12 protein-coding genes and 1 riboswitch are annotated in these 13,100 nt (G+C 59.5%); all 12 genes read right to left on the bottom strand.

Going from position 1 to position 13,100, the window contains the following annotated elements; translation table 11 throughout:
* Positions 1 to 245: 245 nt before the first annotated feature.
* A complete protein-coding gene (locus tag LCM4576_RS12020) occupies positions 246 to 1,103 on the bottom strand; it encodes a sterol desaturase family protein (protein ID WP_071032290.1) in 858 nt (285 codons plus the stop codon).
* Positions 1,104 to 1,568: 465 nt separating this feature from the next.
* Positions 1,569 to 1,697 carry a hypothetical protein gene (locus tag LCM4576_RS37500; protein ID WP_274534962.1) on the bottom strand — a complete coding sequence of 43 codons (129 nt, stop codon included), beginning with the start codon at positions 1,695 to 1,697 and terminating at the stop codon, positions 1,569 to 1,571.
* Positions 1,698 to 1,836: 139 nt separating this feature from the next.
* Complete coding sequence (gene metK, locus LCM4576_RS12015) at positions 1,837 to 3,033, bottom strand: methionine adenosyltransferase (RefSeq protein WP_071032289.1); 1,197 nt, start codon at positions 3,031 to 3,033, stop codon at positions 1,837 to 1,839.
* Between the two features lie 54 nt (positions 3,034 to 3,087).
* Positions 3,088 to 4,425 carry a serine hydroxymethyltransferase gene (glyA, locus tag LCM4576_RS12010; RefSeq protein WP_071032335.1) on the bottom strand — a complete coding sequence of 446 codons (1,338 nt, stop codon included), beginning with the start codon at positions 4,423 to 4,425 and terminating at the stop codon, positions 3,088 to 3,090.
* 1,067 nt (positions 4,426 to 5,492) lie between these two features.
* Positions 5,493 to 5,849, bottom strand: coding sequence for a hypothetical protein (locus tag LCM4576_RS12005; protein WP_042646654.1), 357 nt, complete (start codon positions 5,847 to 5,849; stop codon positions 5,493 to 5,495).
* A 745-nt stretch (positions 5,850 to 6,594) separates the two neighbouring features.
* Complete coding sequence (locus LCM4576_RS12000; RefSeq protein WP_071032288.1) at positions 6,595 to 7,353, bottom strand: hydroxymethylpyrimidine/phosphomethylpyrimidine kinase; 759 nt, start codon at positions 7,351 to 7,353, stop codon at positions 6,595 to 6,597.
* On the bottom strand, positions 7,344 to 7,949 hold the full coding sequence (locus LCM4576_RS11995; protein ID WP_042646650.1) for a thiamine phosphate synthase: 606 nt from the start codon (positions 7,947 to 7,949) through the stop codon (positions 7,344 to 7,346). Before LCM4576_RS11995 ends, LCM4576_RS12000 begins: the two co-directional genes overlap by 10 nt.
* Entirely contained in the window at positions 7,946 to 8,719 is a 774-nt protein-coding gene (locus LCM4576_RS11990; RefSeq protein ID WP_071032287.1) for a thiazole synthase, read from the bottom strand. The genes LCM4576_RS11995 and LCM4576_RS11990 overlap by 4 nt, the downstream gene beginning before the upstream one ends.
* A 3-nt stretch (positions 8,720 to 8,722) precedes the next feature.
* A complete protein-coding gene (gene thiS, locus LCM4576_RS11985; protein WP_042646647.1) occupies positions 8,723 to 8,920 on the bottom strand; it encodes a sulfur carrier protein ThiS in 198 nt (65 codons plus the stop codon).
* Positions 8,921 to 8,942: 22 nt separating this feature from the next.
* Positions 8,943 to 9,911 carry a glycine oxidase ThiO gene (gene thiO / locus LCM4576_RS11980; RefSeq protein WP_042646645.1) on the bottom strand — a complete coding sequence of 323 codons (969 nt, stop codon included), beginning with the start codon at positions 9,909 to 9,911 and terminating at the stop codon, positions 8,943 to 8,945.
* Between the two features lie 3 nt (positions 9,912 to 9,914).
* Positions 9,915 to 11,759: a phosphomethylpyrimidine synthase ThiC gene (gene thiC / locus LCM4576_RS11975; protein WP_071032286.1), complete on the bottom strand. Its 1,845-nt coding sequence runs from the start codon at positions 11,757 to 11,759 to the stop codon at positions 9,915 to 9,917.
* Positions 11,760 to 11,863: 104 nt separating this feature from the next.
* A riboswitch (TPP riboswitch) is annotated at positions 11,864 to 11,979 on the bottom strand.
* Positions 11,980 to 12,184: 205 nt separating this feature from the next.
* The gene (locus LCM4576_RS36280; protein ID WP_131803243.1) at positions 12,185 to 12,472 is read right to left on the bottom strand and encodes a hypothetical protein; all 288 of its coding nucleotides are present in this window, start codon (positions 12,470 to 12,472) and stop codon (positions 12,185 to 12,187) included.
* Positions 12,473 to 13,100 lie beyond the last annotated feature (628 nt).

Below are 13,100 nucleotides of genomic sequence, written 5' to 3'. Positions count from 1 at the left end.
AGYCCGAGGGGGATTGCTGGCTTGACGGTGCAGCGCCGGCAAAGTCACGCGACTGGCGCGACCATTTCCGGTCAATCTCGCCAACGCGGCAGCGCGATAGGAAAATTCCCTACTCTGCTGCCGCTCGGGCGCAACAGTCCTTGTTAGGGGGACGCTTGTCGGGCGTCTGTGGGATGTTCCAGATATGCACCATGGATGGCTTTTTGGCCTCGAACAGTCAGACACGAGCGTAAGCCTTCATTCGTCTAATCCCTGGCCTCCACAGCATTTCCGACTTTTGGTTTACGCCAGCGACGTCGATCGAATGGGAACATAATGTAATCCCGCACGGTCAGCGGCTCGGGCTGGTTTCGCATGCCAACCTCCGGCCACTCATTCTTTTTTGGCCAGTATGCCGTTAGAAAAACCGTATCCCAGAGGGTTGTGAAAAACCCATAGTTTCGGTGCCGGTGATCCGCTTCCATCGAGTGGTGGATGCRGTGGAATTTGTTGTCGCCAATGATATAGCGAAGCGGCCCAAGATTGATGCGGGTACTGGAGTGCGAAAGATGGGCCTGGAACGTAATCAGCGTCATGGCAACGATGGGCACCACGCCAGATTCAAAATGGATCACAGCGAGTGGCAGTGCTACCAGCGCCGCGTAAACGAGTGGTTCGGAGATGTGATGATTGCAATTCCATGCCGTCAATTCGCGGATCGAATGGTGCGTAGCGTGAAGCCGCCAGAGGAATGGAACAGCATGCTGAGCCCGGTGCATCCAATAGTAAAAGAAATCGCCAGCAATCGCGACTAAAACGCCGGAAAGGRCCGCCAATCCACTGCTGACGATTGCGTTGTCAGAGTGGAGCAACGTTGCGAAGTTGATCGTTACCAGCGGCTTTACTCCTAGCCACGCCAGACCAACAGCGAAGAAGTGCCAAACAAACGCACCCAATCCGAGCCGAATAAGCCAATTCCGCACGCCTCGAGCGTATGAGGCAAGACTGTATCGATAGRCCGGGAAGGTGAACTCCAGCGCGGCGCAGATGGTGGCGAAGACCACCACCAGCTCGAGCGAGTCCACGAAGATCTGCGATATATGATTAAAATCGAGAATTTGCATTTGTTTGCTCCGGCGAATCGTTCAAGCTGCGCGAGCTTCAGGTCGGAACATCGAGGCAGTCATTTTCGTCATCAGGGCGAATCCAATCGTTAGTAGATCTCCGGCAYGGCCCGATAAATTCGAGGTCGGCACCCGAATTTGTATCCGCGCAGAAAGTACCAATTGCACGAAGCGGTCATGCAACTTGCTTTTCGTGCGCATTCAGCGGTGATTATTGCGTCGGTACGCGGGGCATCGCGGGAGCGGACTATGCGGGGTTCTCCTGGATTGGTAAAATCGATTGTTTGGATGAGACGTATCCGTTTCCTAAATGATCGGAAAAGACCCTTGGGCGAGTTGGCTGCCCGAGGCGACAGACTATGCGTCAGTGTTGCGGCGGCAACTTGCCACGGCAAAGAGCGTTGCAAAAATCACCGTAAGCGTCACGAGCCCCGCACCGTTGAGTAGTTGGTCGACAGAGGCAGGTCAGATGCGGGCTGCATCGTGACGCTCACAAATCAGCAGCTCGGCGCGCAGGGTGTCGACGAGGATCATCGCGACTTGCCAGCGCATTGCTTTCGGGAAAATCCGCGTCGTGCGCGATGATTTCGACAATGGCTCGCCGATTTAAAGCAGGTCACAATTCACCATCGATGGCTTTCTTGGTCCGCCAACGGACCCCGGCTTTCTTCCATGYCGGCCGGCCGAAGTCTTGTCATAGACGGATGTTGCAGCGTCCTTTTGGCGCCGGATTTCAAGGTGCGGCGAGCCCTGCCTCGCGCCGCAAGTCGTCGGCTCTGTCAGTCCTCTCCCAGGTAAACTCGGGCTCTTCGCGACCGAAATGACCATAGGTCGCAGTCTTGCGGTAAATCGGGCGTAACAGATCAAGCATCTTGATAATGCCCTTCGGTTTGAGGTCGAACAACTCAGGAATGAGCTGCTCGATCCTTCTTTCCTCGACCCTTGCTGTCCCGAAAGTATTGACCATGACAGAAACCGGACTGGCCACGCCGATCGCGTAAGCAAGCTGCACCTCGCAGACGTCCGCGAGTCCGCTTGCCACTATATTCTTCGCGACATATCGGGCGGCATAGGCAGCCGAGCGGTCAACCTTGGATGGGTCCTTGCCTGAAAAGGCGCCGCCGCCGTGACGTCCCATTCCGCCATAGGAATCGACGATGATCTTACGTCCGGTAAGGCCGCAGTCGCCGCGGGGCCCGCCGACCACGAACCGCCCTGTTGGGTTGACCAGAATTCTGATGTCTTTCGTTTCCAGGTCGGTCGGCAGGACCGGCTTTATTATYTCCTCAATGACCCCCTCGCGAACCGTCTCTTGCGAAACCTGCTCATTGTGTTGCGTCGACACGACGATGGTATCCAGGGCGACGGGGCGCAATCCCTCATAACGCACGGAGACTTGGGATTTCACGTCAGGGCGCAACCAGCTTAGCTGTCCGGCCTTGCGGACATCCGCCTGTCTTTTCGTCAAGCCGTGGGCGAGTTGGATCGGCAACGGCATCAAAGTATCGGTCTCGCGGCATGCATAGCCGAACATGAGGCCCTGATCTCCCGCTCCCTGTTCGAGATCCTGCCCTCGACCCTCGTCAACCCCTTGGCTGATGTCGGGCGACTGCTCGGTGAKGGCATGAATGACGGAGCAACGCCGGCCGTCAAAGCCAACCGCCTCATCGTCGTATCCAATATCAACAATCGTATCACGAGCCACTTGGCCGTAGTCGACCGTCACATCGCTGGTAATCTCGCCAGCCAGAACGACGGTTCCTGTCTTCACCAAGGCTTCACATGTCTTCACCAGGGCTTCACAAGCCACGCGTGCCTTCGGATCGAAGCGCAAGACTGCGTCGAGAATTGCGTCCGAGATGTTGTCGGCGAGCTTATCCGGGTGTCCCGCGCCAACCGATTCGGAAGAGAAAACGAACTGCCTAGCCATGAAATGCCTCGCTTCGGGTGTTGGAGTTTGCATGGGCATTTTTCTTAGCCCGCTTTACCTGTCGGTGATGCCCGGGACCTCGAACGCAGCGCATAAGTCRGCGACGTCTTTTCGCACGCTGGCATGAACATCCGGATCGTTGGGCTGGCGACAGACCAGGTCAATAAAGGCAGCGATTTGCGCCATTTCCCCCTCGCGCATGCCCATTGACGTCACTGCTGGCGACCCCAAGCGAATTCCGCTTGTAACCGCCGGATCGCGCGGATCCCCCGGCACCATATTGAAGTTCGTAATGATGCCTGCCTTTGATAATCGCTCGGCATAGGCCTTGCCCGACAGTGGTCGATCGCGCAGGTCAAGGATGAGCATGTGATTGTCGGTCCCGCCGGTAACCAGGTCATAACCTCGCTCAAGCAGCGCCTGGGCCAGAGCCTTGGCGTTCTTGACGGTCTGTTGCCCGTAGACACGAAATGCCGGAGTCGCCGCTTCCTGTAAGGCGACTGCTAGCGCAGCGACAACATTCATATGTGGCCCGCCCTGCAGGTGAGGGAAGACCGCGCGATCAATCCGCCTGGCGAGATTGTATTTGCTTTTGGGATGACAGAGCGCCTGATAACGGTCCTCATTCTTCGACAAAATGAATCCACCGCGGGGGCCGCGGATCGACTTATGAGAGGTGCTGCTGACGACGTCGCAATGGCGCACGGGATTCGGATGAACTCCTGCCGCAATCAGGCCGCTGATGTGGGCAATGTCGGCCACGAGATAGGCGTTCGCCTCCAGAGCAATTTCTGCCATTGCCGCGTAGTCAAAGACACGCGGATAAGCAGTTCCGCCGATCCAAATGAGCCGCGGCCGTTCCCGCTTAGCTGTGTCGCGCAAGAGGTCATAGTCAATTTGCTGGGTCTTTTCGTRTAGCCCATAGGGGACTCGTCGGTAGTYGGTTCCGGAAAAGTTGATAGYCCAACCATGGGTCAGATGACCGCCTTCCGGAATGGGCAAGCCCATGACTTTGTCGCGGGGCTTCAAAAGCGCGCGATAGACAGCCTGATTGGCCGGCGAGCCGGAATAGGGCTGGACGTTGGCGTGCTCGCTTCCAAATAGCCTCTTCAAGCGCTCGATGGCGAGGTTCTCAAGCTCATCGACGATCTCGTTTCCCGCATAGTAGCGCGCACCGGGGTACCCCTCGGCGTACTTGTTTGTGAAAATCGACCCGGTCGCTTCGAGCACTGCCGAGGAGGCAAAGTTCTCAGAAGCGATTAGTTTGAGCGTCGTGCGCTCCTGTCGCTCTTGTCTCAAGAGCAGTTCGTGAACGCAGCTATCAACCGAGGCTAAGGAAGAGCGCCCATAAGAGTCCGGCTGCGCGATGGCGCGCTCGGTAGAGTTATCCATCATATGCTCGCGCTCCAATTGGGTCGATTTATTTTTCGATCAAGCAGGCTGTCCCCTTCGGCTGCTCGTTTTGTATCGCTTCGAGTCGTTGTAGGTCTCGTTCATGATGGCCATCGCAGTGGGGCAGGAGATCGACTAGCAATTGGACCAGACCGTCGTCCTTATCTCCTGTTTTGAGTTGGTAGGAGCGCCACGGGCGCTGTTCGTCGCAGCAAAGAAAGTCGGCTCTGGCGAGTAGCCGGACGTGTCGCACAACGCGATCGTGACGCAGATCCAAAATGTCTGCCAGCTCGCAAACTGTTAGATCCGCATGCGCGCAAAGGCCCAGGATTCGAAGACGATCAAAATGCGCTGCCGCCCGTAGGCGACTGACCAGTGTCATCATTGTTCTGCATCAAACCGCATGGAAAGAATGGACACTCGTTGCACTGAATTTGTCATTGGGCGTTCTCCGCAGACCAGCAACTTTCGAACCGAAATTGTCTCGCTGCTTATATCGCAGGCCGGACGCTTTCGACGGTCGCGTGGATGCGTACTTATTTCCACGCATGCAATTTTTTCGAACCGACAGTGATTGAGTTGGAGCAACCATGACGGGAGCTCTTCTTGCTATTGCCTTTAGTTCTAGATTTCGTGCGGTTCGGCGGTCGCAGAATAGGAAGGACCGCGGTTTTGAGTCCTCTGGCTGGCCTGATATGTTGAGATAAACCTACCATTCTTCGCGATTTCGGTTTGCTAAGAGTCTATGAATTTCTTTGAAGAAACTGTTGCAATGTCTGCTCCCCGAGATGCCGCTCAAGATGGGCCGACTCGCATGGTTTCAAACCAATGGGGCACCGTCGCCTGGTTTCAAACCAATGGGGCACCGTCGCATAGTTTCAAACCAATGGGGCAACATGGTAGGGATGGAAGAATGCCAATAACACCTTGCTTCGAAGCGCATCGATCGTGGTACGGGCCTGCGGCTTTTTGATTTTGAAGACGTGCTCGACAAGATCGGGCCAGCAGTCGCAACCGCGCTGAGATGAACGCATAAGGCGTGAAAGCGCTTGATGGTGGTGCCTTCGTTACGCTCCAGGCAGCGTGCCCATAGACGCCACTTCGACGACGTCAAGYAGAATTGCCAGCCCGACGCCGCATGCAGTCAGGATGAGGCCGGCCATGAAAATGCGGTTGGCCCGTTCGTAGACGTGGCGTCGCAGTGAACTCATGTCGAGCAACAGCGACAGCGCCCGCATCTGCGAGGCTATGCCGACCAGGATTGGGACCACTGCGAACAGGTCGTAAAGTCGCCACGGAACCGGGTTTGCCGCCCAATGTGTGACGAAACCCAGCGAAAACGCCAGCAATATGCCGACGACGGTGATCGTGCCGTTCCGGAATACGGTCTCGATCGGTTCTTCCTTGGGGTTGTGCTCGTCCAATTGTCTCTCTCTGCAGGTCTGCGCAGTCGTCGCTCAGGCGTGAACTTGAAACCTAGGTTCCTTCGAACGCTGGATTTTGCGACTTCGGGCTGGCGGCGTCATCGGGATCGATCAATGAGTCCACCTATTGATACGGGAAATGAGCAAAACTAAGTCGGCATGGGCGCAATGCTGACGAAGGGTGCCAGTTCCGAGCGGGCCGCTATTGGCGCGCGGTGCGGAGGGCAACGACAGTTCAGTCTGACGGTATCCTAGTCAGTGGCATTGAGGCCGACGAGGAAGCGGCAGGCGGCATCATACAGGATATGATCCGATTGGAAGTCCTGGGGYGTGGCCATCATTGATCAGGAGTGCCTGCCAACCTCGGTGCCAGCTCAGGAGCTCAATATACGCCCGCCACCTTGCTCAAATTCTGCGAACCTCAAGGATCGCCGCCACTTTTGTATCGTTTAGGACAGCGATTGCGGTCGGCTCCAAAACCGGCGTCGTATGGGCGCTGCCGTGAAGAACATTTGCCATAGGGCATCCTCAGCCTTACGACTGAGGTTTGACGATGCACCATCATGCTCGAGGACTGCACGTCTAGCTCCCGCCGCTTATTGTCGGCCGAACCGAGAATCATTCACCAATCGACGAACCAGAGCCACAAAAGCGGTCTGGATCCAGATGCTTTCGTCATGAGGCAACGGGCCGGCGACCGTAATCCTTCGAGGCGAAGCAGGGGCGACTATTGCGAGCMCGATCCTCACACGGGGTTCTTCGAAATCTTTTCGAAGACAAGAAGCTTGGCCTGGAGCACGGCTTTCTCRATCGAATCCCCGATCCCCAGATACGCCGCTATCGCGCTGGCCAGGATACAGCCAGTGCCGCGCATCGATCCGGCAAGCCTGGGCATGTCGAAGCGGATGGGTTCCCGGCCGCGGCTCAACAGGATATCYGTGGAGCTCGGCCCCTCCGCGTGGCCGCCCTTGATGAGCAGCGCCTGCGGCCCTTCCGCAAGCAATCGCCTTTGCTGCCGCAGCGCGTCATCGTCGCCCGCGGCCAATTCCGAGCCGGTCAGCACCGCCAGCTCAATGAGGTTGGGCGTGACCAAGCGGCAAAGCGRCATGAGATCACGCTTCATGACGTCGATCGCACTCGATTCCAGCAGCGGCCTGCCTGACGAGGAAGCCAGCACCGGATCGAGGATTGCCGGCGTGCGCGGATTTTCGCGCAGCACGGCGGCGACGGCAGCGATGATCTGCGCAGTTGCGAGCATGCCGATTTTGATGGCCGCCACCGCGTTGGCCTGCAACGCCGCCCGCATTTGATYGGCCACCAGGCCGGGTTGCATGTGACGGATATGCCCGACGGCGTGGTGCGTCTGCACCGTTACGGCGGTAACAGCAACGCAAGTGCGCAGGCCGATTGAAGAGATCGTTTCGATATCGCGCGCAATTCCGGCACCCCCGCTAGAATCCGATCCGCCAACGACAAGCACATTCAGGTTTTGACTCAGCGCCATTCCTCCGTCTTTTCGATCCATTGCGCGGTGCGCGCTTCGGGATCTGGGTTCAGCGTTATGTCCGTCACCACCGCCGCGCTGTCGGCTCCGGCCTCGAAAACACCATCAAGCCGCTCGGGATTGAGACCGCCGATGGCGACCAGCGGAATGGGTGCGACGGCGTCCTTCCAGGCGCGAACCCTTTCGAGCCCCTGCGGCGCCCATTTCATCTTCTTCAGGATGGTCGGATAGACGGGACCAAGCGCTACGTAGTCGGGCCTGGCTGCCAGCGCCGTTTCCAGTTCGGCATGATCGTGGGTGCTCAGTCCGAGCCTGATGCCGGCCGCTCGTATCTGCTGGAGGTTGGCGGTTTGCAGATCCTCCTGGCCGAGATGGACGAAGTCGCAGCGCTCCTCGATCGCGAGGTGCCAATGATCGTTGACGATGAGCTGGCAGTCATGTCGTGCGCACAAGGCCTTTGCCTTGCGGATTTCCGCCCGCAGCCTGTCCTCGCCCATGTCCTTGATGCGAAGCTGCACCAGCCTGACGCCGAGCGGCACCAGCCGCTCGATCCAGGCGGCGCTGTCGACGATCAGGTAGAAGGGATCGAGCTTCATGAAAATACCGCCTTGCCGATTGTAGGCGTCGATGGCACGGCGACGTYGCGCGGCTCGAGCAGCCCCGAACAGAAGGCTTCGCGACCGGCATCGACCGCCTTGCTGAAAGCCCGCGCCATGCCCACCGGATCGGCAGCCTTGGCGACCGCCGTGTTGAGGAGCACGGCGTCAAAGCCGAACTCCATGACGGTTGCCGCGTGCGACGGCCGTCCGAGCCCCGCATCGACGATCAGCGGAACGTCGGGGAAATGCCCGCGCAGCGCGCGCAGCGCCATGATGTTGATCGGTCCGAGCGCCGAACCGATCGGCGCGCACCACGGCATCAGGACCTTGCAGCCTGCCTCCAGCAGCCGCTCGGCGACGACGAGGTCGTCGGTGGTATAGGGGAATACGTCGAAACCGTCCTCGCTAAGGATGCGTGCGGCCTCGACCAAGCCGAACACGTCGGGCTGCAGCGTGTCGTGGTTGCCGATCACCTCGAGCTTGATCCAGGACGTGCCGAAGACCTCGCGCGCCATCTTTGCGGTCGTCACGGCTTCCTTGACCGAATGGCAGCCGGCGGTGTTGGGCAGCACCCTCACACCGAGCGAGCGGATCAGCGACCAGAATTGTTCGCCGCCCCTGCCGCCTGCCATTTCCCGGCGCAGCGAGGCGGTCACCACCGAGGTGCCCGATGCCTTGACCGCTTCGGCAAGGATCGCCGGCGAAGGATATTGGGCGGTGCCCAGCAGCAGGCGCGAGACAAGATTTGTCCCGAGAAGATCAAACATCGGCTAGCCTCCCTGCATGGGCGACAGGATTTCGATCCGGTCGCCCTCGCTCACCCGGCATTCCGCCCGTTCGGCCGCGGGCACGACGTCGCCGTTGAGCGCGGTGGCGAGCCAGCCGCCCTCGTAGTCAAGCTCCTTCAAAAGGGCGGCGAGCGTCGTCGCCTCCACCTCAAGCGCTTCACCATTGACGATCAGCTTCATTTTTAGACTCCAAGCCGACAGATCAATTGTCGGCAGATGCATTGAAGAGAAGGCTGGCAGCCTGCTGAGCCATAGCAGGTGAAAGCAGGAAACCGTGCCGGTAAAGACCGTTGATCGTGATCGTGCTGTCCTTCCAACGCTCCACCCGCGGCAGATTGTCGGGATAGGCGGGACGCACGCCCACTCCTGTCTCGACGATTTCAGCCTCGCCGAACGCCTGATGCAGTGCGTAGGCCGCGTTGAGGAGCTCCATCAGCGAACGGGCGGTGATCGGCCCATCGTGGTCGCTTTCGATCATGGTCGCACCGACCATGAAGTGATGATCGGCCCGCGGCACGATATAGATCGGATGGCGCGGATGGAGGAGACGCACGGGCCGGGCAAGCGAGACATCACGTGTGCGCAGGAGCAGCATTTCACCGCGCACGCCGCGCAGGTCGTCGTCGCTTCGCGCGATGCCCGTGCAGTCGATCACCTGATCGAAGTCGGAACAGGCAATTTCGCCTGCCTCGAGGAGAAATACGACGCCCATGGCGCGGAGCTTGCCGGCGAGGGCTTCGAGAACCCGCCGGGGATCGAGATGAGCTTCACCGGCAAAGAAGAGTCCCTGGCGGAAGCGGCCGGCAAGATCGGGTTCGAGGGTGGCAATCGCCTCTTCGTCGACGGACTGACAATTGCGCGTACGAGCCGCAAAGCGGGCAAGCTCGGAGGCGTCGCGCGCATGGGCGACAACGAGAGTGCCGGCCCTTGTCACGAGTCCGGGCAGTGCCCTTTCCCACCAGTCGGCCGAAGTTATGCCGAGCGTGACAACCGCCTCCTCGGCGCTTTCGCCTTCGCACCAGGGGGCGAGCATGCCGCCGGCGAGCCAGGAGGCATTGCCGCCTATCCGGCTGCGAATTTCGGCAACCGTGACCGACGCACCACGCGCGGCCAATTCATGGGCGGCGGTGAGGCCTGCCACACCGGCGCCTTTGACAAGGACGCGGCACATGGCTCAGTGCCTCTCCTGGTCTTTCTGCGCCAAAGCCTGTTCTTCCGCTCCGGGCGTTTCGACCGGCATGTAGAGATCGCCGCCTGCGCGATATTTCTGCGCCATTGCCGCCATCCCCTCCTTCTGCGCTTCCGCGCGAATGTCGTGGGRGATGYGCATGGAGCAGAATTTCGGCCCGCACATCGAGCAGAAATGGGCCAGCTTGTGCGCTTCCTTGGGCAAGGTCTCGTCGTGGAACGAGCGCGCCGTCTCGGGATCGAGCGACAGGTTGAACTGGTCTTCCCAACGGAACTCGAACCGTGCCCGCGAAAGCGCGTCGTCGCGGATTTTCGCCGCGGGATGCCCCTTGGCAAGATCCGCTGCGTGTGCAGCAATCTTGTACGTGATCACCCCGGTCTTGACGTCGTTTCGATCCGGCAGGCCGAGATGTTCCTTCGGCGTCACGTAGCAGAGCATGGCCGTGCCGAACCAGCCGATCATGGCCGCGCCGATGCCGGATGTGATGTGGTCATAGCCCGGCGCAATGTCCGTCGTCAGCGGCCCCAGCGTGTAGAAAGGCGCTTCGCCGCAGACGGCGAGCTGCTTGTCCATATTCTGTTTGATCTTGTGCATGGGCACATGGCCGGGGCCCTCGATCATCACCTGGCAGTCCTTTGCCCAGGCGATCTTCGTCAGTTCGCCAAGCGTCTCCAGTTCGGCGAATTGGGCCCGGTCATTGGCATCGGCGATCGAGCCGGGACGAAGGCCGTCACCGAGCGAGAAGGAGACGTCATAGGCTCTGGCGATATCGCAGATCTCCTCGAAATGCTCATAGAGGAAGCTTTCGCGGTGATGGTGCAGGCACCATTTCGCCATGATCGAGCCGCCGCGAGAGACGATGCCCGTGACCCGGTCGACGGTCAGCGGAATGTAATGCAACCGCACGCCGGCATGGATGGTGAAGTAGTCGACGCCCTGCTCGGCCTGTTCGACCAGCGTGTCGCGATAGACCTCCCAGCTCAGGTCCTCGGCAATGCCGCCGACCTTTTCCAGCGCCTGGTAAAGCGGCACCGTGCCGATCGGCACCGGGGCGTTGCGCACGATCCATTCGCGGATGTTGTGGATGTTGCGCCCCGTCGACAGATCCATGACGGTGTCGGCGCCCCATCGGATCGCCCAGACCATCTTTTCCACTTCTTCGGCCATCGAGGAGGTGACGGCGGAATTGCCGATGTTGGCGTTGATCTTCACCAGGAAATTGCGGCCGATGATCATCGGCTCGCTCTCGGGATGGTTGATGTTGGCGGGAATAATCGCACGGCCGCACGCTACCTCGTCGCGCACGAATTCCGGCGTGACGAAATCCGGGATCGATGCGCCGAACGCCTCGCCGTCCTGTTGCAGCGTGCCGCGCAGGATCTCGCGGCCGAGGTTTTCGCGGATGGCGACGAATTCCATCTCGGGGGTGATGATGCCCGCGCGCGCGTAGGCGAGCTGGGTGACGRCCTTGCCGGCTTTGGCCCTCAGTGGACGGTTGCGGATCGGAAATTCCCGCGTGAGACGCTCGCCTGCCGCAAATCCGTTGTCCTCCGGCCTGACATGGCGGCCGTCATAAGATTCGACATCGCCGCGCGCTGCGATCCAGTCCTGCCGAAGCCGGGCAAGACCCTTCTCGATATCGGTTCCGATCGCGGGGTCGGTATAGGGGCCTGACGGATCGTAGACCGTCACCGGCGGCTCGCCGGCAGTCGGGTGGACCGCGATCTCGCGCATCGGCACCCTGATCTGCGGATGAAGGATGCCGGATTTGTGGATCTTCCGCGAAGCCGGCAACGGCCCGGTCGACACGGTCGGGGTCAAGGCATTCATTTGAGGCTCCTTTGCTCGTTGCATTGGAGACCCAGTTCTGTGCCGGAAGGATGAAAAGACGCTTTTGGTCGACCTGCTTGAGACAGTCTTCGGGCATGAACGCCCGCAAAGCGCTTGCACCGTCCCTACGCCAGTATGAACTGGATCAGGTTCAACGGGTCACTGCGCCGCAAAGCCAGCAGTATCTCAGCCCCTTGCCGGGACTCCCCTGGTGAATGCTTGCGAATTGACCGGGCCAGCGCCGCTTTGTCAAGCGCCTTCAGGCAGCGGGCAGACCGCGGCGCTGATCGGCTGCTGATCAAACTGCGGGAAARGTTCGCGCATAAGGCGGCGACAAATCGCGCGCACGAGTAGAGGGCGGGGAAGGGATAAGAAGATTGTCAAATCACCGGACTGAAAGTTCGGTGCTTGCGATGATCACGCCTTCAATCGGCACCAAAGGTTTGCGCGTAGATCTCCTCGATCCGCTCTGCCTCGTCATTCGTCAGCGCGGCGAATTCCTTTTCGCGGGCGCGGTTCGATAGCTGGCCGCCGTTCTGGTAGAGGAAACGGAAGAGCAGATCGATCAGCCGCTCGGGCATGTCGATAAAGGCATCCCCATGTTGCCGGAACTGATCGTAGCGCTGCAGAACGCGGTTTCGTTGGGAAGATCCCGTTCGATGGTTCGTGGAACGCAGGCATAGAGGAATTCGGCGTGCGGGCGCCGCCGCCATGAAAATTGGGCTCTTCTCTCGAATTCCTGTTCAAACCGGCCAGGGATATGAAAAATGAACCTACTCCCTGAAAATTGATGCTCCAAGCCAGACTTTGCCGAAAATGGATTCTAGAACCTTCCTGAGATCTGCGTGTTTCGCCCGGGTCGCTGGCCAAGGAATGGAGCCTTTCGTTTGCCGACATCGAATTCGTGAATGCCAAGCCGGTCGGTTCGAGGCTCGGACTGGCGGTGCAGCCGAAGTTTTTCGCAGCCTTCGCATATTTCGCCACCTCGACGGCTGAGGTTCCCGGCAAAGCGGTTTCCTACCTGACTGACCGCCTAGCGTTGGCGAGACCGATTTTGACGGTCACGATTTTTCAGGGCGCTCGGGACGTCGCCATTGCCCGGAAATACTGCGTCATCTGGGTTGTCGGCGCATCTCGGTCGGGTCGGYCCGCAGGTGGATTTCCGTGCTTTGGAGGCTGGCGCGTCCGAGCCAGAGCGAGACCTTACGGACATCCCGGTCGCCTGCAGCGTGTGCATGGCACAGGTGTGTCTCCTATATCGATCGAGACATAGGAGACACAGCGCTGCCATGGAGTTGCTACAGGGGCGGGCGTCGATTGCTCTGTCATTGCCCTGTGGCT

Origin of the sequence: Mesorhizobium sp. LCM 4576 (assembly GCF_001854815.1) — a bacterium.
GTDB lineage: Bacteria > Pseudomonadota > Alphaproteobacteria > Rhizobiales > Rhizobiaceae > Mesorhizobium > Mesorhizobium plurifarium.
Note: the sequence above shows the minus strand (reverse complement) of the source record. Positions and strands in the feature narration are given on the sequence as shown.